This window comes from Mesorhizobium sp. ES1-6, from assembly GCF_020164775.1.
Taxonomy (GTDB): domain Bacteria; phylum Pseudomonadota; class Alphaproteobacteria; order Rhizobiales; family Rhizobiaceae; genus Mesorhizobium.
This window is the reverse complement of the sequence record NZ_JAIUGU010000001.1, coordinates 571,998-593,374: the sequence shown is the minus strand read 5'-3', so window position 1 is coordinate 593,374 and position 21,377 is coordinate 571,998. Positions and strand designations below refer to the sequence as shown.

Below are 21,377 nucleotides of genomic sequence, written 5' to 3'. Positions count from 1 at the left end.
GCCTCTCGAGGTGGATGTGACGGCGCACCGCTGCCTATCCAGCTTCGGCAACATCCAGATGACATGAGAGGAGGCGGGCAGGGGTTGCCGACCGCATGGAGGCGGCTGCCTTGCCGGGCAAGGGCTTACTGATTGTCTCCCCTGGTGCAGGTCGAGGCGGTGAAGGCGCCATCGGGCTGCTTCATGATAATGTCGAAGGAGGGCGGGCTTTGGCCGTCCAGCGTTGCCTGGGTCATGGAGAGCGAGTTGCCGCCGGCGGTGTAGCCACCGAGCGGGCCCAGCCACGAAATCACGCCATTTGCGTCCATCTGATAATTGTAGCCCTGCCGGGCCGTGCCGAAGGTGACCGGGCCGGTATAGACATTTCCCTTGATGGTGATGTCGCCGAGGTTGAGGAAAATGCCGAGCAGGTAGACTTCGCAGTGATAGGTGCCATCGGGCATCTTGCCGTCGCTGAAGTCGGCCCGTGCGGATCCGGTTGCGGCCGCCAGAAACAATATGCCGATGACTATGCGTGAAATGCCTGATGTCATGACTTCGCTCGGTTAAGCAGCGAGCTTGCCCCATTTTTGCGCGGTGCCGCAACATGCGTCGACTGCGAAGGGTGTGTTGAGATCAAAATCTAGGCATTTGGAAAAATTGGGCAAAAATTAGGCGTTTGCCTTTTGCGCTGCGTAAATTTCCCTCAATCAATTGTTAACCAGCTCTCTTTGTCAGATTCAATCTGATATTATAAATACCTGATAATGTTTGATTATTTCCCTGTATACGGCATGCCCGAAGCGGTTGGCATGGGGGTTGCATTGCATTGTTGCGGCGCAATCAACCAGCTTGGGAGTCTTCCGATGAGGGGTAATTTCTCGACAATACCAAAAATGGTCTCGGCGAGCGTGGTCGCCGCCGGTCTGATGATGGCCGCTCCGGCCAAGGCCGCCGACGACACGATCAAGGTCGGCATTCTGCATTCGCTGTCGGGCACGATGGCGATTTCGGAGACGACGCTGAAGGATGCCATGCTGATGCTCATCGACGAGCAGAACGCCAAGGGCGGCCTGCTCGGCAAGAAGCTCGAAGCTGTCGTCGTCGATCCGGCTTCCAACTGGCCGCTGTTCGCCGAAAAGGCGCGCGAACTGATCTCCAAGGACAAGGTCGCCGCGGTGTTCGGCTGCTGGACCTCGGTGTCGCGCAAATCGGTACTGCCGGTGTTCTCGGAACTCGACAACATCCTGTTCTATCCCGTCCAGTACGAGGGCGAGGAGAGCGAGCGCAACGTGTTCTACACGGGTGCGGCTCCGAATCAGCAGGCCATTCCGGCCGTTGATTATCTGATGAGCGAGGATGGCGGCTCGGTGAAACGCTGGGTGCTCGAAGGCACCGACTACGTCTATCCGCGCACCACCAACAAGATTCTCGAGGCCTATCTGAAGTCGAAGGGGGTCGCGGCCGAGGACATTATGGTCAACTACACGCCGTTCGGCTTCTCCGACTGGCAGACTGAAGTCTCGGCGATCAAGAAATTCGGCTCGGCCGGCAAGAAGACCGCCGTCGTCTCGACCGTCAATGGCGATGCCAATGTGCCCTTCTACAAGGAACTCGGCAACCAGGGCATCAAGGCCGAGGACATTCCGGTCATGGCCTTCTCGGTCGGCGAGGAAGAACTGGCCGGTCTCGACACCGCGCCGCTGGTCGGCCATCTCGCCGCCTGGAACTATTTCGAGAGCGTCGATACGCCCGAAAACAAGAAGTTCATCGCCGACTGGCACAAGTTCATCAAGAACGACAAGCGCACCACCAACGACCCGATGGAAGCCCACTATATCGGCTTCAACATGTGGGTGAAGGCGGTCGAGAAGGCCGGCACCACCGATCCGGACAAGGTCATCGACGCCATGATCGGCGTCTCGGTGCCGAATCTGACCGGCGGCTATTCGACGATGATGCCGAACCATCACATCACCAAGCCGGTGCTGATCGGTGAAATCCAGGCCGACGGGCAGTTCGAGACGGTGTCGCGCACGCCCGGCCTGGTGATGGGCGACGAGTGGTCCGACTATCTGCCGGACTCCAAGGATTTGATCTCCGATTGGCGCGCGCCTCTGTCCTGCGGCAACTTCAACGTTGCCACCGGCAAGTGCGGCGGCAAGGGGACGAACTGATCCTCCCAGGTCTGTCGGTCTGGACCGTCAGGTCCATGACCAAGACCGCGCGCGTCCGGACGGTTTCCTCCACTGTCCGGACGCCCACTTCACTCCTCAGGGGTCACTGAAAGCAGATGAACGTGTTGCATGCGATTGGGCTGACGCTGCTGTTCCTGCTGACGACGTTGTCGCCATCGGGCGCCGCGGAGTCCGATCTGCGCGCCATCATCGCCAAATTCGCGACGGCCAAGGGTTTTTCGGAGACAGGAGCTGTCGTCCACGAACTGACGGCCGCCGGCGATCCGACCGTCGAACGCCCGCTTTCAGCACTTGCCGACGGCAACCTCTATGTCCGCAAGGCCGATTCCCTGGTGTTCATCGGCAAGGAAACCGGCGAAAGCGTCCAGCTTTTCGACCCGCTGAGCGGCGACGCCTCTGGTGAGGCGGCCAAGGACGACATTACCAAGATCAAGGTCAACAACACGCTGCGCCGCGTCATCCGCGATGCGCTGGGCACGTTGACGCTTGGCGCCAAGGATCCGGCCGTGCGCATCGCCGCCGCCGATACCATGTTCAAGACGCCCGATGCCGCGAATATTGGACCGCTCGAAACCGCGATTGCCGGTGAAACGGTGGCCAGCGTCAAGGCTCTGCTCGAACAGGCTCGTGCGGCCTCGGTGCTTGTTTCCGACAGGCCGGAGGCCGACAAACTCGCCGCGGTCGCACTGATCGGGGCGCGCGGCGATCGCGATGCGGTTTCGCTGCTCACCTCGGTCGAAGCCAGCGCGTCAGGCGCGGTCAAGGACGCGGCGACGGCCGCGATCGCCGATATCAGTTCGACGCTGGCCTTGTGGGATGCCGGCCAGAACATCTGGTACGGAATTTCGCTGGGCTCGGTGCTGCTGTTGGCGGCGATCGGGCTTGCCATCACCTTCGGCGTCATGGGCGTCATCAACATGGCGCATGGCGAGATGGTGATGCTCGGCGCCTATACGACCTTCGTCGTCCAGCAGGTGATCAGGACATCCTTTCCCGGCCTGTTCGACTGGTCGCTGGTCATAGCCTTGCCGCTTGCCTTCCTGGTCGCGGCATTCGTCGGCCTCGCCATCGAGCGCGGCGTCATCCGCTTCCTCTATGGGCGGCCGCTGGAAACGCTGCTGGCGACCTGGGGCGTCTCGCTGATCCTGCAGCAGGCCGTGCGCTCGATCTTCGGACCGACCAACCAGGAGGTCGGCAATCCCTCCTGGATGTCCGGCTCCTTCGACGTCGGGCAACTGGCGATCACCTGGAACCGGCTCTGGATCCTGGTCTTCGCACTCACGGTGTTCGGCGTGCTGCTCTACGTGATGAAGCGCACGTCCTGGGGTCTGCAGATGCGCGCCGTCACCGCCAACCGGCGCATGGCGGCCTCGATGGGCATCAGGACGCCATGGGTCGACGCGCTGACCTTCGCGCTGGGATCGGGCATTGCCGGCATTGCCGGCGTCGCGCTCAGCCAGATCGACAATGTCTCGCCCAATCTCGGCCGCGGCTACATCATCGACAGCTTCATGGTCGTCGTCTTCGGCGGTGTCGGCAACCTCTGGGGTACGCTGGTCGGCGCCTTTTCGCTCGGCATCGTCAACAAGGTTCTCGAACCGTACGCCGGCGCCGTGCTCGGCAAGATCGTCGTGCTGGTGCTGATCATCCTGTTCATCCAGAAGCGCCCGCGCGGCCTGTTCGCGCTCAAGGGCAGGGCGGTGGAAGCATGATCACAGGACATTTCTTTGCCGCCGGTGCCGACCGCCGCATCGCCATCACCATCTTCATCCTGCTGGCGGTGGCCCTCATCGTGCCGCTGCTCAACCTGGCTGTTTCGCCGACCAGCGCCTTCTATATCCCGTCCTACATCGTGGCGCTGACCGGCAAATATCTCTGCTACGCGCTGCTGGCGCTCTCGCTCGACCTGGTCTGGGGCTATTGCGGCATTCTTTCGCTCGGCCACGGCGCCTTCTTCGCGCTCGGCGGTTACGCGATGGGCATGTATCTGATGCGCCAGATTGGCTCGCGCGGCGTCTACGGCAATCCGGTCCTGCCCGATTTCATGGTGTTCCTGAACTACAAGGAATTGCCGTGGTTCTGGACCGGGTTCGACCATTTCTGGTTCGCGGCAATCATGGTGCTGGCGGTGCCCGGCCTGCTTGCCTTCGTCTTCGGCTGGTTCGCCTTCCGCAGCCGCGTCACCGGTGTCTATCTGTCGATCATCACCCAGGCGATGACCTATGCGCTGCTGCTTGCCTTCTTCCGCAACGACATGGGTTTCGGCGGCAACAATGGCCTCACCGATTTCAAGGATATTCTGGGCTTCAACGTGCAGGCCGACGCGACCCGTTCCGCGCTGTTCGCCGCTAGCGCGGTGATGCTGGCGCTCGCGGTTTTCGTCACCTGGGCAATCGTCGGCTCCAAATACGGCAAGCTCTTGATGGCCGTGCGCGACGCCGAGAGCCGCACACGCTTCCTCGGCTGGCGGGCGGAGAATGTAAAACTGTTCGCCTTCACGGTTTCGGCGATCATGGCCGGCATTGCCGGCGCGCTCTACGTGCCGCAGGTCGGCATCATCAATCCCGGCGAGTTCGAACCGTCCAATTCGATCGAGGTCGTGATCTGGGCTGCTGTCGGCGGGCGCGGCACCATTGTCGGGCCGATCGTTGGGGCGCTGCTCGTCAATGCCGGCAAATCCTGGTTCACAGGCGTGCTGCCTGAATTCTGGCTGTTTGCGCTCGGCGGCCTTTTCGTCGCCGTCACCTTGCTCCTGCCGAAGGGCATCATCGGCATGTGGGACGGCTGGCGCGGCAATGCGAGGGCGTTGCGCGCGGCGTCCCTGGCCGAAGAGGCCGGCACCGAGGTTCGGGTCGCGTCCGCGACCTCGAAGCCCGCTCGCTCGCCGGCGAGAAATCCGGGCGAATGGTCATGGTCCGACCCTGAACCGCAGGCGGCGGAGTAAGCGGCCATGAGCAAATCCAACACCATCCTCTATCTCGATGGCGTCTCGGTGTCCTTCGACGGCTTTCGCGCCATCAACAATCTGTCGCTGGTGCTCGACAAGGGCGAGATGCGCGCCATCATCGGCCCCAACGGCGCCGGCAAAACGACGATGATGGACATCGTCACCGGAAAGACCCGGCCCGACGAGGGCGAAGTGTTCTTCGACGGCCAGGTCGACCTCACCAGGCATGACGAAGCCGAGATCGCCATGATGGGCATCGGCCGCAAATTCCAGAAGCCGACCGTCTTCGAAAGCCACACGATCGAAGAAAATTTGCTGCTGGCGCTGAAGGGACCGCGTTCGATCTTCCCGGCGCTGGTTCATCGCCGCTCGGCCGCCGAGGCGCGGCAGATCGATGATATCCTTGGCATCATCCGCTTGGGCGACAAGCGCAGTCAACTCGCCGCCAATCTCAGCCACGGCCAGAAGCAATGGCTCGAGATCGGCATGCTCTTGGCGCAGGATCCGAAGCTGCTCCTGGTGGACGAGCCGGTCGCCGGCATGACCGACGCCGAGACCGAGGAAACCGCACGTCTGCTCAAGGATATCGCGCGCGACCATTCGGTCATCGTCGTCGAGCACGACATGCATTTCGTGCGCGAACTCGGCGTCAAGGTCACCTGCCTGCATGAGGGTTCGGTTCTGTCCGAAGGCACGCTCGATTTTGTTTCGGCCGACGAGCGCGTCGTCGAAGTCTATCTGGGGAGATGAGCATGCACTGGCGGGTTCAATTCCATCGCTTCGATCTGTCTTTCCTGAAGGTCTGGAGAAGGCGCTGAGAATGCTCGAAGTTTCCGATGCCACGCTGCATTACGGCGCCGCCCAGGCGCTGCGCGGCGTGTCGCTGAAGGCGGGCGCCGGCAAGATCACCTGCGTGCTCGGCCGCAACGGCGTCGGCAAGACAAGTTTGATGAGATCGATCGTCGGCCACCATCGGCTGACGAGCGGAAGCGTTGCCTTCGAGGGGAAGGCGCTCGACCGGAGCGCGGCGTATGACCGCGCCCGGTCGGGCATCGCATTCGTGCCGCAGGGCAGGGAGATCTTTCCGCTGCTCAGCGTGCAGGAAAATCTCGAATCCGGCTTCGCCCCCTTGAAACGCGCCGACCGCAACGTGCCGGCGCACGTCTTCGAACTGTTTCCGGTGCTGAAGCAGATGCTTGGCCGCCGTGGCGGCGATCTTTCCGGCGGCCAGCAACAGCAGCTCGCCATTGGCAGGGCGCTGGTGATGCGGCCGAAGCTGCTGGTGCTCGACGAGCCGACGGAAGGCATCCAGCCCTCCGTCATCAAGGATATCGGCCGCGCCATCCGCTATCTGCGCGATCAGGCCGGTATCGCGGTGCTGTTGGTCGAACAGTATCTCGATTTCTGCCGCGAGCTTGCCGACGAGGTCAACATCATGGACCGCGGCCAGATCGTGCATACCGGTCCGGCGGAAGATTTAGACCGGGCTGATGTTCGCAAATTCCTCACGGTCTAGAATCGGCACCGGATTTCGGTTGAAGATCCGAAGTCCTTGGCAAGTCCAATATTTCTCCGATCTGGTCATCCGTATCCCTGGCACACGCAATATCTGATGCTAGTCTTGTCTTGGCTTTGTGAGTCGGCCGCTTCCGTATCAGTCTGGTTATCACGGATCGAGGCGCGGCGAAGGCTCTGCAAGTTCCACGCAAGCAAGGCTTCCTAGCTTCCCGGTGTGATTGTCGTTCAAACGCGTTTGAGCACACAGGCTAAGGGACAGCCATGGAACGTTTCGTCGAGGACTACCAGAAGCGGCGGCTTACCGAGCGTGTCGACATCATCGCCGCCATCAACATCCTGAGGTCACAGGGCTGCGACTATGACGATCTGATCGAGGAGATCACCAAGGTCTTCTACGTCGACCTCGATGCCTTCAATGAGATCGTGATGGCGGCCTAAGGGCTGCTTCGCCTAACTCGACAATCACCGACCGGCACTGATACGCGCCGTCAGCTCGCGCGCCGGAAGGGAGAGGCGGTGACGCGGTTGCGGCCGCCGCGCTTGGCATCGTAGAGCGCCTTGTCGGCGGCGCTGAGCACCTTGTCGAAGCTGAGCCCTTCCTTGCTGCCAAACGCAAAACCGGCACTGACCGTGCAACTCAGCGAGCCGGCTTCGGTTTCTATCAGCCGCGTTGCGAAAGCGGCGCGGATGCGCTCCGCCGATTCCTCGACCGTTTCCGGCAGGGTGCGCTTCAACACCAGTGCGAATTCCTCGCCGCCCATGCGCGCGGCGACGTCGGTCTGGCGAAGATTGCCGGCGAGTTCACTGGCGAACACCTTCAGCACCGCGTCACCCGCGGCGTGTCCGAATTCGTCGTTGATGGCTTTGAAGTTGTCGAGGTCGAAGACCACCACCGCGGTAAAGGCGCCGACCGGGACATGGCCATGCATGTCGAACAGAGCGCGCCGGTTGAGCAGGCCGGTCAGGGGATCCGTCAGGGCGTTCCGATGGTGGTGCCGCGCCAGGCGCCCCTGGTTGAGGGCAAGCGAGAGCGCGCCAATACCGGTCATGCTGGCGATCACCACGATGAGGCTGAGCTCCTCGGCCCAGTTGCTTGGTGCGTGTCCCAGGATCAGTTTGCCGTCCCAGGCGAGAACCATGGCGCAGAGCGCGAAGGATGTGGCCGTGGCCGAATAGAGCGCGGTGATGCCGGTCGTCAAAGCGGGCGCTTCATCGCGGCCCCTCCAGTATTCGAACGCCGTGGCGAACAGGAGCAAGGCGGCGAACATGTTCTCGAACATGAAGCCGATGCCATCATAGCCCAAAGCCATGGGAGGCAGCGCTACCACCAGGGAAACGCAACCCCACAGCGCCCGCGGCAGCGGAGAGCCCCCGGTGCGGAACTGATAGGCAGCCCCCAGCATGGCCGAAAAGCCGATCAGCAGGAACGCCGAGGTGGCGACGCCGAGCAGGCGTCCGGGCATGTCGATATAGGCGTCGTAGATAAAAATGTCGCCGACCACGAACACCAAGCTGATTGCCCAGGTCAGGAGGAATTTTTCCGAGCGGGCGGTCAGCCACATGCCGAACAATGTCAGACCGAGGCACGCGGCGGAGAACCCGACAGCCAGCAGAAGTGAAGTGTAGTCGAGCGACATGCCCCTCTTTCCCTGCCGGCGGCGGCTCAAGCCCTGCGGTTTGGCGTCCCCGTATTCATGCGGCAAGGAAGTGTCGATAAGGTTACGATCATGGCGAAGATGCCCTGGAATGGGCACTCCGCTACGCGCAAAACGCATAGGCGAGGGACTTATAGTGTGTAGCTTGAAGCCGGCTGATGCTTTTTCAGTCGGCCACGCGCTTCATCAGCGCCATCGCCCCGAAAGGCGCGCGCACCTTGCCCTCGGTGATGAAGTAGACGAACACGTCGCGCGGCTTGACCGGCGCATCCGTCGCCGGATCGGCGCGCCGCAGATCGGCCGGCTGCTTACCTTCCGCCCAGGTTTTTGCGCGGGCCGCCCATTCGTCGAGGCCCTTCGGCGTGTAGCAATCGGGATTGTCGTCGCTGCCGGTCTGCAGCCGCGCATAGACGAAATCGCCGGTGATGTCGGCGATATCTGGATATTTGGCGTGGTCGGCATAGACGATCGCCGCCTTGTATTTGCGCGCGAGCGCTGCGAATTCCGGCACGATGAAGCTGTCGTTGCGCACTTCGAGCGCGTGGCGCAGCGCGACGCCGTCCTGCTTTTCCGGCAGCAGTTTCAAAAACGCCTCGAAATCGTCAGGGTCGAATTTCTTGGTCGGCGCGAACTGCCACAGGATTGGTCCCAGCTTTTCACCGAGCGCGGCCACGCCGGAACCGAGGAAACGCATCATCGATTCACCGGCCTCGCCCAGCACGCGCCGATTGGTGACGAAGCGGTTGCCCTTCAGCGAATAGACGAAACCGTCCGGCGCCTCGTTTGCCCATTTGACGAAGGTCGGCTCCTTGAAGCTCGAATAATAGGTGCCGTTGACCTCGATGCTCGGCACTTGCCGGCTGGCGTAGTTCAGTTGCTTCGCCTTCGACAACTTGTCCGGATAGAAGGACGTGTCCCAGGGCTCGAAGGTCCAGCCGCCCATGCCGGCGCGGATTGTTCCCGATTTGCTCATCGTCGTCCTCCCAGATTTCTAAAGCGATCAGGCCGCTGTGGGCCTGTCGACGGGTTTGGCCATGTCGACCAGTATCCACCCTGGCCGATAGGGATTGGGTCGGCGACCCGTTTCGTGAAAACCATAGGCGAGATAGAGCGCGATGTTCCGTTCCATCTTGGCGTTGGTGTAGAGCCGCACCTCCGGCAGATCCCACAGGCGCGCCTGTTCATCCGCGTGATCGAGCAGCGCGATGCCGAGTTTTTTGCCCTGAAAAGCAGGGGAGACGGCGACGCTGAAGATCATGGCGTGGTCAGGATGGCGTTCCAGTGTGATCAGCCCGGCAAGTACGCCGCCGCTCTCCAGCAGCCAGACCTCGCCCTGGGCAATGCGCGGCGCGTAGTCCTCGGTAACCGGGATCGGTGGTGCGTCGAGTATGGCACTATAAGGCGCATAGGCCGCTTGCGTCAGCGCGACGATCGCGGCGAGATCCTCGAGGTGGGCCAGCCTCACGCCAAAGCGGCTCTGGACCGTGATGAGACCATCCTTGCCCATCACTCCGCCGCTTCGCGCTTGCCTCCGGGGCGCCGCTCCAGAAGTTCCTTGAGGAACTGGCCAGTGTAACTGCGCTTTTCCCGCACGATGGCTTCCGGCGTGCCGGAGGCCACAAGTTCGCCACCGCCGTCACCGCCCTCGGGGCCGAGGTCAAGCACCCAGTCGGCGGTTTTGATCACCTCGAGATTGTGCTCGATGACGACCACCGTGTTGCCCTGGTCTACCAGTTCATGCAGCACTTCCAACAGTTTGGCGACGTCGTGGAAATGCAGGCCGGTGGTCGGCTCGTCGAGGATGTAGAGCGTCTTGCCGGTGGCCTTGCGCGACAGTTCCTTGGCCAGCTTGATGCGCTGCGCCTCGCCGCCCGACAGCGTCGTCGCCTGCTGGCCGATATGGATGTAGCCGAGGCCGACCTGCTTCAGCGTCTCGAGCTTGTCGCGCACGCCGGGCACGGCGGCGAAGAAATCGACGCCTTCCTCGACCGTCATGTCCAAAACGTCGGCGATCGACTTGCCTTTGAAGAGGACGTCGAGCGTCTCGCGGTTGTAGCGCTTGCCGTGGCAGACGTCGCAGGTGACGTAGACGTCGGGCAAAAAGTGCATCTCGATCTTGATGACGCCGTCGCCCTGGCAGGCCTCGCAGCGGCCGCCCTTGACGTTGAAGGAGAAGCGCCCGGGCTGATAGCCGCGCGCCTTGGCTTCCGGCAGGCCCGCGAACCAGTCGCGGATCGGCGTGAAGGCGCCGGTGTAGGTGGCGGGGTTCGACCGCGGGGTCCGTCCAATGGGCGACTGGTCGATGTCGATGACCTTGTCGAGGAATTCGAGCCCTTCGATGCGGTCATGCTCGGCCGGATGCTCGCGCGAACCCATGATGCGGCGCGACGCCGCCTTGAACAGCGTCTCGATCAGGAAGGTCGACTTGCCGCCGCCCGACACGCCGGTGACGGCGGTGAAGGTGCCGAGCGGGATTTCGGCGGTGACGTTCTTGAGATTATTGCCGCGCGCGCCGACGATCTTCAGCCGCCGGTTCTTCTTGGCCTCACGTCGAATGGCTGGCGTCGCCACCTCCAACGCACCCGACAGGTATTTGCCGGTGATCGAATTGGGATTGGCCATCACCTGCTGCGGCGTGCCCTGGGCGATGATTTCGCCGCCATGAATGCCGGCGGCCGGACCCATGTCGACGACATAGTCGGCATGCAGGATGGCGTCCTCGTCATGCTCGACGACGATCACCGTGTTGCCGATGTCGCGCAGGTGCTTCAGCGTATCCAGCAGCCGCGTGTTGTCGCGCTGGTGCAGGCCGATCGACGGCTCGTCCAGCACGTAGAGCACACCGGTCAGGCCCGAGCCGATCTGCGAGGCCAGCCGGATGCGCTGGCTCTCGCCGCCCGACAACGTGCCGGAATTGCGCGACAGCGTGAGATAATCGAGCCCGACATCGTTGAGGAAACGCAGCCGCTCGCGGATTTCCTTCAAGACGCGGACAGCGATCTCGTTCTGCTTGTCGTTGAGCTGCGCCGGCAGGTCGGTGAACCACTTGTCGGCGTTGCGGATCGACTGTTCGGTGACTTCGCCGATGTGCTTGCCGGCGATCTTCACCGCCAGCGCTTCTGGCTTCAGCCGGTAGCCCTTGCAGACCGGGCAGGGCGTTGCCGACATGAAGCGCTCGATTTCCTCGCGCATCCAGGCGGATTCGGTCTCCTTCCAGCGCCGTTCGAGATTGGGGATGACGCCCTCGAAGGTCTTCGTCGTCTTGTAGGAGCGCAGGCCATCATCATACTGGAAGGTGATTTCACGTTCGCCGGTACCGCGCAGGATCGCTTCCTGGGCCTGCGCGGAAAGATCCTTGAACTTGTCGCCGAGCTTGAAGTTGTAGGCTTTTCCTAATGCTTCGAGCGTCTGCGAGTAATAGGGCGAGGTCGATTTCGCCCACGGGCTGACGGCACCGTCGCGTAGCGACACGTTCTCGTCGGGCACGACGAGATTGGGGTCGATGGCGCGCTGGCTGCCGAGACCGTCGCAGGTCGGACAGGCGCCGAACGGGTTGTTGAAGGAGAACAGCCTGGGCTCGATCTCGGGAATTGTAAAGCCGGACACCGGGCAAGCAAATTTTTCCGAGAACAGGATGCGCTCATGCGTCTCGTTCTTGGATTTGTTGACCGAATCCTCGCCGGTCTGGCTGGCATCGAGCGGCTTGTCGGCGAACTCGGCCACCGCCAGCCCCTCTGCGAGCTTCAGCGCCGTCTCGATGGAATCGGCAAGCCTCGCGGCAAGATCGCCGCGCACGACGATGCGGTCGACGACGACATCGATGTCGTGCTTGTATTTTTTGTCCAGCGCCGGAACGTCGCCGATTTCATAGAAAACGCCGTCGACCTTGACGCGCTGGAACCCCTTTTTCTGCAGCTCCAGCAGTTCCTTGCGGTACTCGCCCTTGCGGCCGCGCACGATCGGCGCCAGCAGGAACAGGCGTGTGCCTTCCTCGACCGCCAGCACGCGGTCGACCATCTGGCTGACCGTCTGGCTCTCGATCGGCAGGCCGGTGGCCGGCGAATAGGGCACGCCGACGCGCGCGAACAGAAGCCGCATATAGTCGTAGATCTCGGTGACGGTGCCGACCGTCGAGCGCGGGTTCTTCGACGTCGTCTTCTGTTCGATGGAGATGGCCGGCGACAGACCGTCGATCTGGTCGACGTCCGGCTTCTGCATCATTTCGAGGAATTGCCGGGCATAGGCCGAGAGGCTCTCGACGTAGCGGCGCTGGCCTTCGGCATAGATGGTGTCGAAGGCGAGCGACGATTTGCCGGACCCCGACAGCCCGGTCATGACGATCAGGCTGTCACGCGGCAAATCGAGATCGACATTCTTCAGATTGTGTTCGCGCGCCCCGCGAATGGAAAGGTATTTATGGTCGGCCATGTCAGGTCGCCGCCTCAGATCTGGAATTTGTGGGATCGGCGGGTTTCCCCGGCCATCCCCTATGTAGGTATTTTTGCCGCCACGTCGAGAGACGCCACAATTCTCGACAGAAGTCGTTTAACCGCCTTTCACGCGAAGGGGCAAGCGGAAAGAACAAAGGCCGAACACGCTCCTGACAAAGCTGTGCGGAAACTGACCCTGACGTAACCTCCCGGCGATCACATTTTTCCGTAACCGGCTATTGATGGTTGACGCGGCCGGCTCACGGGAGCAGTCTCCTCAGGTCAGTGAAGCCGGCCGTCTATCGATGGCCTCGCCGCCCCAAGGCGGCCTGCGAGACGCCGCAGGCATTTGCGATTTGCGCTTCGCGACGGCAATGTCGCAACGGACAAAAGGAGCGGAGCATGACGCCACCGGACAGTCCCCCAGGGCTCCACGTCTCGTTGGAGCCGCGGCAGGCATAAGTGCCAGGGTATAGCGTTTGCGCCACCCGACAAACCGTGACCTGCCATATCCCCCAAAATCAGAGACGTTAGTCGGATCGTCGGCTGAATGCCGCGAAGCATCCGAATTCCAACGCCGGCAGTACACTCCCGGCAAAAATGGATTTGAGATCCAGAAAAGCCCCGTCCGTTTGCCCCAGGCACGGCGGGGCTGTTCTTTTGTGCGGGCTCGATTTGGCAGGCCTGTGCTTTTGCCTATCTGGGCGGCTTGATCCCGCCAACGCCGACATCGACGGTGATGCTGCCGGAAATCCTGACATCGGTATTGCCGATCTTGAACTGGCCGTTGCCGCTGCTGGGGAACGCGTCGTCGGGTTCGGGCACCGGGGCCGGCTTGGCGATGCGATAGTCGCCGGTCACGCCGGGCAGGGCACCCTTTTGCACAGACGACGAGGCGTCGTCGGCAAGCGCCGGGCTGGAGGCAAGGCCGACGATGGCAAGCGCCATGGCGGCGGTGACACGGCGGGATGTCCTTGATCGATGAGTATCGGTCATCTCCCTGTTATAGGGACCTGCCGCCACCGGAACCAGACCGGTATCGTCAAATCTTCGACAGCGACAGGAATTCGACTTGGCCTTCACGCCACCTGGGCTTCACGCCGCCTTTTTGCGGGTATCGAAGACATGGTCGACAATGCCCCATGCCTGAGCCTCGCGCGCTGTCATGAAATGGTCGCGGTCAAGCGTGCGTTCGACCTCCTCGTAGGTGCGGCCACAATGCTGGGCGTAGAGTTCGGTCATGTGGCGTTTGGTCTGGCTGATCCGCTCGGCATGGCGCTGGATGTCGGAAGCCTGGCCCTGGAAGCCGCCCAGCGGCTGATGCAGCAGGATGGTGGCGTTGGGCAGCGCGATGCGGCGCCCCGGCGTGCCCGCCATAAGCAGGAACGATCCCATCGAGGCCGCGAATCCCATGCACACGGTCGACACCGGGCAACTTATATACTGCATCGTGTCGTAGATGGCGAAGCCGCTGGTCACCACGCCGCCAGGCGAGTTGATGTAGAGCGAGATTTCCTTGTCGGGATTGTCCGATTCCAGCGACAAGAGTTGCGCGCAGACCAGCGCCGAGACGTCGTCGTTGATCTCGCCATTGATGAAGACGATGCGCTCGCGCAGCAGCCGCGAGAAAATGTCGAAGGCGCGTTCGCCGCGGCTCGATTGCTCGATCACCATCGGCACCAGACTGGCAACACCGCTCATTTTTCTTCTCCGATTTCCCGTGTTCAGGCCGCGCGCAGCAGAAGATGCTGCGTGTTGTTGGCGACGATGGGCTTTCCGGCTCCGCGCAGCGAAAGCCGGCAGCCGGCGCTCGCCATGGCAACCGCCGGCATCGCCTTGCGGGCAAAGCCGTCATGGACGATGCGCAGATGCGTGCCACCGGAAACGGTGCGGGCAAGCGTGAAGGTGACGATGCTGTCGAGCGGATCACGCCGCGCGGCGTCCCTCGACTGCTCCCGCCAGGAATAGCGCAGCAGGCGCTCGGGCTCGGCGTCGAGGATCTCGCATTCGATCGCCGCGTCGGATCCGGCGAAGGCAAAGCGGCTGCCGGCTTCAGGCCTGATATCATTGGGCATCATCCAGGCGGCGAGCAGTTCCGGCACGGTCAACGCCCGCCACACCTTTTCAGGCGGCTCGGCAAGGTCATATTCGAATTCGAGCGCATCTGCCGCGACTTCGCTTTGGTCGTTCATTGATCCATGTCCTTCAAGACCGTCTTCAGCTTTTCGATGCGTTCCGGCCAGAACGTCCGGTAGCGTTCAATCCAGGAGAGCAGTGGGGCAAGCCCCCGCGGATCGGCGCGGTAATAGGCGTTGCGCCCGGCCCGGCGCTCGACCACGAGGCCGGCAGCGCGCAGCACCGCCAGATGCTGCGACACGGCCGGCTGCGACACCGTCAGGCCGTTGCGCAGTTCCGACACGCTCATCTCGCTGGTCGCGAGGCGCTCGAAGACGGCGCGGCGCGTCGGGTCGGCCAGGGCGCGGAAAATTTCTGCTTCGATCATGACAAAAGCATAAGTCGATACTTATCGATTTGGCAAGCGCTGTTTTGAAACCCATATCAAGGCCTTGGCCATTGCTGCCATTCCTTGACAATCAGCAGCGGTCCATATAGGAACGAAAAGGGAACAAAAACCTTGTGGGAAAAGCCAGCCTTGGCAGGCGGCTGACTTCGGTAACCTGTAAGGTGCTGCGACGAAAATTTGTTTCGGATGAGCGCGGAGAAATATCATGGCGGGTAGCGTCAACAAGGTCATTCTGGTCGGCAATCTCGGCGCCGACCCTGAAATCCGCCGCCTGAATTCGGGCGAGCCGGTCGTCAATATCCGCATCGCCACGTCGGAAAGCTGGCGCGACAAAAATTCCGGCGAGCGCAAGGAAAAGACCGAGTGGCACAACGTGGTCATCTTCAATGAGGGCATCGCCAAGGTGGCGGAGCAGTATCTGAAGAAGGGCATGAAGGTCTATGTCGAGGGCCAGTTGCAGACCCGCAAATGGCAGGACCAGACCGGCGCCGACAAATACACGACGGAAGTCGTGCTGCAGAAATTCCGTGGCGAGCTGCAGATGCTCGACGCGCGCGGCCAGGGTGAGGGCGGCCAGGTCGGGAGCTATTCCGGCGGTGGCAACAGCCGTGGGTCGGATTTCGGCCAGTCGAGCCCGAACGAAGGGTTCAACCGTGGTGGTGGCGGTGGCGGTGCTCCCCGGGGCGGCGGTGGCGGCGGTTCGTCGCGCGAACTGGACGACGAAATTCCGTTCTGATCGGAAGCCGTACCAAACGGCTAACGCTTGTGCTTGATGTGCCCCGAAGGTCCGGCATGGACTTTCGGGGTTTTGCGTTGTTGATTTGGGATCGAAGGACTGAAAGGGCATGGCGATGAAGGCTCGGGTAAAATGGGTCGAGGAGCGCACCTTCGTCGGCGAGTCCGGTAGCGGCCACAAGCTCGTGCTGGGCACGGCGTCCAGCCCGGAAGGCAAGACGCCGGGACCGAGCCCGATGGAGCTGGTGCTGATCGGCACGGGCGGCTGCTCGGCTTATGATGTTGTTCATATCCTGGAAAAAGGCCGCGAGGCGGTCGAGGACTGCGTGGTCGAACTCGACGCCGACCGGGCCGAAATCGACCCGAAAGTGTTCACCCGGATCCACATGCATTTCATCGTCAAGGGCCGCGCGCTGTCGCACGACAAGGTCAAGCGCGCGATCGACCTCTCGATCGACAAATACTGCTCTGCCAGCGCCATGATGGCCAAGACGGCCGTGCTTACGCATGATTTCGAGATCGTCGATACGACGGCGAAGTAGGGCAATAGGCAATAGGGATACGGATCAACCAGCCATCAGCGCCTTGATGCCATCGGCCACGAACTGCACCGCCAGCGCCGCCAGGATGACGCCGAGCAGGCGGGTCAGGATCGAGCGGCCGGTCTGGCCGAGGATGCGGTCGATGCGTTCCGACAGCACGAACACCAGATAGGTGATCACGAGGCAGACGAAGATGATGCCGACCAGCGCCGCCTGGGCGGCAAAGCCTTCAAAATGTCCCGACAGCAGCACGGTCGCCGAAATCGCACCGGGGCCGGCGATCAGCGGGATCGCCAGCGGGAAGGCGGCGATGTTGTGGATCATGTCCTTGGTGATGGCGACGTCGCCGATCTTCTCCTTGCGGTCCTGGCGGCGCTCGAACACCATCTCGAAGGCGATGAAGAACAAGAGAAAGCCGCCGGCGACGCGGAAGGCGGGCAGGGTGATGCCGAACACCGACAGTATCGAAGCGCCGGCCACCGCGAACAGCGCCATCACCAGGAAGCCGATGACCGAGGCGCGCACCGACACCTGCTGGCGCTCCTCCCGGTTCATGCCGCGTGTCACGGCCAGGAACAGCGGCGCCAGCCCGGGCGGATCGATGGTCACGAGAATCGTGACGAAGGCGTTGAACAGGCTGTCGAAACTCGGCATCGCTGACCCCTCCCGCCGGGCTTTGCTCGTATTAGACCGGCTCAGCGTTTTCGTGGAAACGCGGACCCGCTCTATCTCCTTGTTTTGACGCAATTCCGGGCGGAAAACCGTTTCACACTTTTCCTGGAGTTGCTTGGGGACATTGGTAAAGCAAAGCCCGGCCGTTGGGAACTGTCAGCGGTGTGAATGCCTGCTTCCCTTTTAATGCTGGCGGGACAGCGCCCCTCTCGGTCCTGCCGGATAGAGGGGGGCGCGAAGGATCGCCATCGATTATTTCGAGCGACTTTTCGAAGACTCATCGAGCTTCATTTTCGCGCTGCGCCAGGAACTCGACTTCGAGGTGCCAGTCCGCGCCGTCCTGCGAGCGCTCGCCGAGCCATCGGAAGGAATTTTCAGTGATGCGCGAAAAGCTCCAGCGCACCGAGGCGCCGGTGCCGTCGGCGCCGACCTGCACGATGGTGTCGCCTTCGGCGCGGCCGAGCTGGCGGCTGAAATACTGGTTGCGCGGGTCGCTCCAGAAGATGTGCCAGGCGTCCGTGCCGGGGTCGTAGACCCTGAGCGTCGTGCCGTAAAAGGTCCATTTGCCCAGCGACGGCGAGGGGCCGGCGTCACGCGCGGGCAGGATCCAGACATCCTGGATGGCGCGGCCCTCCAATACCCAGCCGAAATGCACCTCGCCTCGGCCAGTCAGCACCGTGCCGTCTTCGAGATGACGCGCCGCGTCAAACGTCCAGGCGCCGACGAAGCGGCCGTAAAGGTCCAGTTTTTCAGCGAGCCCTTCGATCGGTCCGGGACTGTGCAAGGCTTCGGCAAATGAGGATTGGTCGAACATGGCTGCGGCCTCTTCTTGTCAGGAGACCGCGAGGAATAGGCCCTGGCAGGGTTCTGGGCTTGGGAAAAATTGCTATATTTCGGCCATGACGGCGACCGCGAATACGCTTGCATCGGGACCTGGCTGGCACGTGGCGGATGTGATCTGCACGGCCAGCGCCGGCGATCGACCGGTCGAGGAAGAGCATCGGGATTTCTGCGTCGCGGCCGTCACCAGCGGCACGTTCCGCTACCGCGCCCGGCAAGGCACGGCAATGCTGGCGCCTGGCAGTCTCCTGCTCGGCAATTCCGGGACATGCTATGAGTGCGGGCACGAGCATGGCAGCGGCGACCGTTGCCTCTCTTTCCATTTCGGGCCTGCCTATATGGACCAGATCGTGGCCGATGTACCGGGCGCCAGGACACTCACTTTCGCGGCGCCACGCCTGCCGCCGTCGCCGGCCTTGGCGCCGTTGCTGGCCGAGGCGGAAGCCGCGCGCGAGATTTGCGACGCGGATGCGTTCGAGGAACTCGGCCTGCGCATCGCGGGGGTCGCCGTGTCCATGGTGTCCGGCGTCACCGAGGTCAGGCGAGGCCCGAGCCGCCGCGATCAGCAACGGGTTGCTGATGCGGTACGGCGGATCGAACTGGGCGCCGAGGCTGCTATCTCGCTTTCAGCCCTGGCGGACGGTACCGCGACCAGCCCCTATCATTTCCTGCGCGCCTTCCGGCAGGTCGTCGGCATGACGCCCTATCAATACCTGCTCAGGACCCGGTTGCACCGCGCGGCGGTGCGCTTGCGCATGTCGAACGATGCCATCTCGGCAATTGCTTTCGAGGCCGGTTTCAACGATCTGTCGACCTTCAACCGCCGGTTTCGGCGGGTCATGGGCGAGACACCGGGCCGGTATCGTGCCAGGCGCGCGGGCTACAGCTGAAAAGTTGCCCCGCCGGCATCAGTCCATGGTCGGACCACACCAGCCGGGCAGATAGTCCGCGTCCTTGCCCTTGGCCAGCACGAGCGCATCCTTCATCGCCTTGTCGAAATTTTTCGCCACCGCAGCCTTGTCGATGCGCCGGCGCAAAAAATCCGCCCACAGGAATTCGCTGAACGGGGTGGTGTCCTTGGCGTAGCCGCCCAGCCGGCGCAGTTCGCCAGCCATGCTCCGGTAGGGGTCGTCGACGAGGCCGCCGATGGTCTTCGGCAGGGCCGCATAGTCGCGTCGTTGACCATTCTCATCGAATGGGTGCATCCAGCCGCGGTTGTCGAGCATGAAAAGGAACGCGTCCTTGTCCAGCGCCGACAGGTCCATGATCACCGTCACGAGCACATTCTCGATACCTTCCTCGAGCAAAGCGCGGGCAAGATGATGGTGATCGGTGACGTAGTTGCGATTTTTGGGACCCAACACGACCGGGATCATGTGCTTGCCCAGAAAGGCGCCTGTCTTGGCGGCGCTCTGCGAGCGGATCAACTGGCGTTTGATCTCCACCTCGCGCATGCCGACGGTAATCTGCGTCGGCCGCAGTTCCTTGACCGGAACCGGGGTCACCAGCGGCTCTCTCAGTACGATCATGACGCACTCTCCTGGTTTTCCGGCGGGCCGGAATGCAGAGCCCTGATGGCGGCATCGACACTGTGAAAGATCCGCTGCGGGCCGACGAGATCGATGATGCCGAACCGCGCAAGGGCTGCCTGGGCACGCACCGATTCCATCCGAGCAATGGCGAATATTGCGCCCGCATTGCGGCAATGGGTGATGGTTTCGATCAAAGCCTGGGCGGCGGTGTAGTCGATCTCGACAATGTTACTGGCCTCCAGCACGACGAGTTTCACATCGCCCTGGCCGGCGTCGACCAGATCACAAAAGCCGCGCTTGAAACGGTCGGCATTGACGAAGGACAGCGGCGCCTGGAACGCGGCGACCAGCACGCCGGGAAGTTGTTCGCCACCGCTCGGCTTGGCCGGCGGCCACCAGACCGAGGTTCCCGGCACTTGTTCCAGTTCGATCGGCAGCGTGCGGGTCGCGCTCCAGATCCCATGCAGCAGCGACAGGCCGATGCCTATAGCCACGCCGGTTTCAATCGGCAGCGCGACGATGGCCGCCATGGTGATCAGGATCAACGCGAATTCGACCGGCGCCTGCCGGTAGACGCTGGCGAAAACCTTCCAGCGCAGAATGTGCTGGGCGACGAACATCAGAACCCCGGCAAGGGCGGCCTGCGGAACATCGGCGAGCAGACCGCCGCCAAAGGCACCCAGCGCCAGAACGATGGCCGCGGCGATGAGGCCGGAGAGTTGCGAGCGGCCGCCCGACTGGGAGACGATCGCCGTGCGCGGCGGGCTGGCGTTGACCGCGAAGGCGCCGAACAGGCTGGACGCGATGCTGCCGGCGCCGACACCGACGAAATCCCTGTTAACGTCAGGCGCGTCGCCCCGCGGGGCGAAGGAACGGGAGGTGGCGGCCGTCTGCACCATGACGACGATGGCGATCAGCAAGGCCAATGGAACCAGCGCCTGCACGTCGTCGAGACCGGCCAGCGGCGAGCCTGCCCGCGGCAGGCCGTTGGGCAAGGCGCCAAGCACCTCGACGCCACGATCCTTGAGGCCGAAGACGGCGACCGCTGTCGTGGCAAGCACCATGCCGATCAGCGCGCCCGGGATGCGGGCGCTGATGCGCTCGGAAAACAACACGATCGCGAATACCCCAAGGCCGAGCGTCAGGCTCCAGGGGTTGGTCAGATGGAGGCTGCCGGCGATCTCGCCGATGCGCCGCACGGTTTCGCCGCTTTCGGCGGGCAGGCCGAGCAGCCCGGGCAGTTGCGAAACGATGATGTGGACGGCGATGCCGGCCAGAAAGCCCGTGGTGACCGGCACGGAGAGCAGGTCGGCAATCCAGCCAAGGCGAAAGACACCGCTCAGCATCACGATCAGCCCGACCATCAGCGCCAGGGTGGCAGCCAGCGCCAGATAATGCGGTGAGCCTGATGATGCGAGCAGGGCCAGGCTGCCGGCGAACAGAGGCGTGATGGTTGAATCCGCGCCGGCCGAAAGGTGGCGGTTGGCGCCGAACAGGGCAAACGCCACGGAACCGGCGACAAAGGCGAAGAAGCCGATCTCGGGCGCAAAGCCACCGAGCCTGGCCGTTGCCATCTGCTCGGGAATGGCGATGGCGGCCAATGTTATACCCGCGATCAGATCGCCATTGAGATCCCGCGGCGTCCAGCCAACCAGCGCCCGCAAAGGCAGCCACGAGCTCCAGTTGATCGCGCTCGCGGCTTTTGTTCGGGGAAGTTGGTCCATTGCCGGCTTTTGCCTTGGTGGCGGCGAAAAGCATCGTGGCCATATCGTCGCAATCAGTGGTATCCTTTTGAAATTACCACT

Annotated in this window: 22 protein-coding genes; 9 read left to right on the top strand and 13 right to left on the bottom strand. The window is 62.6% G+C overall.

Annotated elements, in window-relative coordinates; genetic code table 11:
- Window positions 1-125: 125 nt before the first annotated feature.
- Window positions 126-533: a hypothetical protein gene (locus LB564_RS03155; RefSeq protein WP_224534864.1), complete on the bottom strand. Its 408-nt coding sequence runs from the start codon at window positions 531-533 to the stop codon at window positions 126-128.
- A 312-nt stretch (window positions 534-845) separates the two neighbouring features.
- Here LB564_RS03155 and urtA point away from each other — a divergent pair, with 312 nt between their 5' ends.
- From urtA to LB564_RS03125, 6 genes are all read left to right on the top strand, one after another.
- A complete protein-coding gene (gene urtA, locus LB564_RS03150; protein WP_411910154.1) occupies window positions 846-2,156 on the top strand; it encodes an urea ABC transporter substrate-binding protein in 1,311 nt (436 codons plus the stop codon).
- A gap of 116 nt (window positions 2,157-2,272) precedes the next feature.
- Window positions 2,273-3,889 (top strand): urea ABC transporter permease subunit UrtB, encoded by a 1,617-nt coding sequence (urtB, locus tag LB564_RS03145; RefSeq protein ID WP_224534862.1) that lies wholly within the window; start codon window positions 2,273-2,275, stop codon window positions 3,887-3,889.
- Window positions 3,886-5,121: an urea ABC transporter permease subunit UrtC gene (gene urtC, locus LB564_RS03140; RefSeq protein ID WP_224534860.1), complete on the top strand. Its 1,236-nt coding sequence runs from the start codon at window positions 3,886-3,888 to the stop codon at window positions 5,119-5,121. Before urtB ends, urtC begins: the two co-directional genes overlap by 4 nt.
- A 6-nt stretch (window positions 5,122-5,127) precedes the next feature.
- Window positions 5,128-5,874 carry an urea ABC transporter ATP-binding protein UrtD gene (gene urtD / locus LB564_RS03135; RefSeq protein WP_224534858.1) on the top strand — a complete coding sequence of 249 codons (747 nt, stop codon included), beginning with the start codon at window positions 5,128-5,130 and terminating at the stop codon, window positions 5,872-5,874.
- A gap of 70 nt (window positions 5,875-5,944) precedes the next feature.
- Window positions 5,945-6,640 (top strand): urea ABC transporter ATP-binding subunit UrtE, encoded by a 696-nt coding sequence (gene urtE, locus LB564_RS03130; protein ID WP_140701448.1) that lies wholly within the window; start codon window positions 5,945-5,947, stop codon window positions 6,638-6,640.
- A gap of 263 nt (window positions 6,641-6,903) precedes the next feature.
- On the top strand, window positions 6,904-7,080 hold the full coding sequence (locus LB564_RS03125; RefSeq protein WP_140701447.1) for a hypothetical protein: 177 nt from the start codon (window positions 6,904-6,906) through the stop codon (window positions 7,078-7,080).
- Between the two features lie 50 nt (window positions 7,081-7,130).
- Here the strand turns inward: LB564_RS03125 and LB564_RS03120 are convergent, their stop codons facing one another.
- From LB564_RS03120 to LB564_RS03085, 8 genes are all read right to left on the bottom strand, one after another.
- On the bottom strand, window positions 7,131-8,279 hold the full coding sequence (locus LB564_RS03120; RefSeq protein WP_224534857.1) for a GGDEF domain-containing protein: 1,149 nt from the start codon (window positions 8,277-8,279) through the stop codon (window positions 7,131-7,133).
- Between the two features lie 184 nt (window positions 8,280-8,463).
- On the bottom strand, window positions 8,464-9,270 hold the full coding sequence (locus tag LB564_RS03115) for a DUF72 domain-containing protein (protein ID WP_224534855.1): 807 nt from the start codon (window positions 9,268-9,270) through the stop codon (window positions 8,464-8,466).
- A gap of 27 nt (window positions 9,271-9,297) precedes the next feature.
- Window positions 9,298-9,804: a GNAT family N-acetyltransferase gene (locus LB564_RS03110; RefSeq protein WP_224534854.1), complete on the bottom strand. Its 507-nt coding sequence runs from the start codon at window positions 9,802-9,804 to the stop codon at window positions 9,298-9,300.
- The gene (gene uvrA, locus LB564_RS03105) at window positions 9,804-12,725 is read right to left on the bottom strand and encodes an excinuclease ABC subunit UvrA (protein ID WP_224534851.1); all 2,922 of its coding nucleotides are present in this window, start codon (window positions 12,723-12,725) and stop codon (window positions 9,804-9,806) included. The genes LB564_RS03110 and uvrA overlap by 1 nt, the downstream gene beginning before the upstream one ends.
- A 698-nt stretch (window positions 12,726-13,423) precedes the next feature.
- Complete coding sequence (locus LB564_RS03100; RefSeq protein WP_224534849.1) at window positions 13,424-13,723, bottom strand: hypothetical protein; 300 nt, start codon at window positions 13,721-13,723, stop codon at window positions 13,424-13,426.
- Between the two features lie 99 nt (window positions 13,724-13,822).
- Window positions 13,823-14,428: an ATP-dependent Clp protease proteolytic subunit gene (locus LB564_RS03095; RefSeq protein WP_140701441.1), complete on the bottom strand. Its 606-nt coding sequence runs from the start codon at window positions 14,426-14,428 to the stop codon at window positions 13,823-13,825.
- Between the two features lie 23 nt (window positions 14,429-14,451).
- Window positions 14,452-14,919 carry an SRPBCC family protein gene (locus LB564_RS03090; protein ID WP_224534848.1) on the bottom strand — a complete coding sequence of 156 codons (468 nt, stop codon included), beginning with the start codon at window positions 14,917-14,919 and terminating at the stop codon, window positions 14,452-14,454.
- The gene (locus LB564_RS03085) at window positions 14,916-15,230 is read right to left on the bottom strand and encodes an ArsR/SmtB family transcription factor (RefSeq protein ID WP_224534845.1); all 315 of its coding nucleotides are present in this window, start codon (window positions 15,228-15,230) and stop codon (window positions 14,916-14,918) included. The genes LB564_RS03090 and LB564_RS03085 overlap by 4 nt, the downstream gene beginning before the upstream one ends.
- A 226-nt stretch (window positions 15,231-15,456) precedes the next feature.
- On the opposite strand from LB564_RS03085, the gene LB564_RS03080 reads away from it, so the two are divergent.
- A complete protein-coding gene (locus tag LB564_RS03080) occupies window positions 15,457-15,987 on the top strand; it encodes a single-stranded DNA-binding protein (protein ID WP_140701438.1) in 531 nt (176 codons plus the stop codon).
- A gap of 115 nt (window positions 15,988-16,102) precedes the next feature.
- Window positions 16,103-16,528 carry an OsmC family protein gene (locus LB564_RS03075; RefSeq protein ID WP_224535412.1) on the top strand — a complete coding sequence of 142 codons (426 nt, stop codon included), beginning with the start codon at window positions 16,103-16,105 and terminating at the stop codon, window positions 16,526-16,528.
- Between the two features lie 24 nt (window positions 16,529-16,552).
- Here LB564_RS03075 and LB564_RS03070 read toward each other — a convergent pair whose 3' ends face one another.
- Both LB564_RS03070 and LB564_RS03065 read right to left on the bottom strand, forming a co-directional pair.
- Window positions 16,553-17,182 carry a MarC family protein gene (locus tag LB564_RS03070; protein ID WP_224534843.1) on the bottom strand — a complete coding sequence of 210 codons (630 nt, stop codon included), beginning with the start codon at window positions 17,180-17,182 and terminating at the stop codon, window positions 16,553-16,555.
- Window positions 17,183-17,477: 295 nt separating this feature from the next.
- Window positions 17,478-18,014 (bottom strand): hypothetical protein, encoded by a 537-nt coding sequence (locus LB564_RS03065; protein ID WP_224534841.1) that lies wholly within the window; start codon window positions 18,012-18,014, stop codon window positions 17,478-17,480.
- An 85-nt stretch (window positions 18,015-18,099) separates the two neighbouring features.
- Here LB564_RS03065 and LB564_RS03060 point away from each other — a divergent pair, with 85 nt between their 5' ends.
- A complete protein-coding gene (locus LB564_RS03060; RefSeq protein ID WP_224534839.1) occupies window positions 18,100-18,930 on the top strand; it encodes a helix-turn-helix transcriptional regulator in 831 nt (276 codons plus the stop codon).
- An 18-nt stretch (window positions 18,931-18,948) separates the two neighbouring features.
- Here LB564_RS03060 and LB564_RS03055 read toward each other — a convergent pair whose 3' ends face one another.
- Complete coding sequence (locus LB564_RS03055; protein ID WP_224534837.1) at window positions 18,949-19,569, bottom strand: ParB-like protein; 621 nt, start codon at window positions 19,567-19,569, stop codon at window positions 18,949-18,951.
- Complete coding sequence (locus LB564_RS03050) at window positions 19,566-21,296, bottom strand: SulP family inorganic anion transporter (RefSeq protein ID WP_224534835.1); 1,731 nt, start codon at window positions 21,294-21,296, stop codon at window positions 19,566-19,568. The genes LB564_RS03055 and LB564_RS03050 overlap by 4 nt, the downstream gene beginning before the upstream one ends.
- Between the last annotated feature and the right edge of the window lie 81 nt (window positions 21,297-21,377).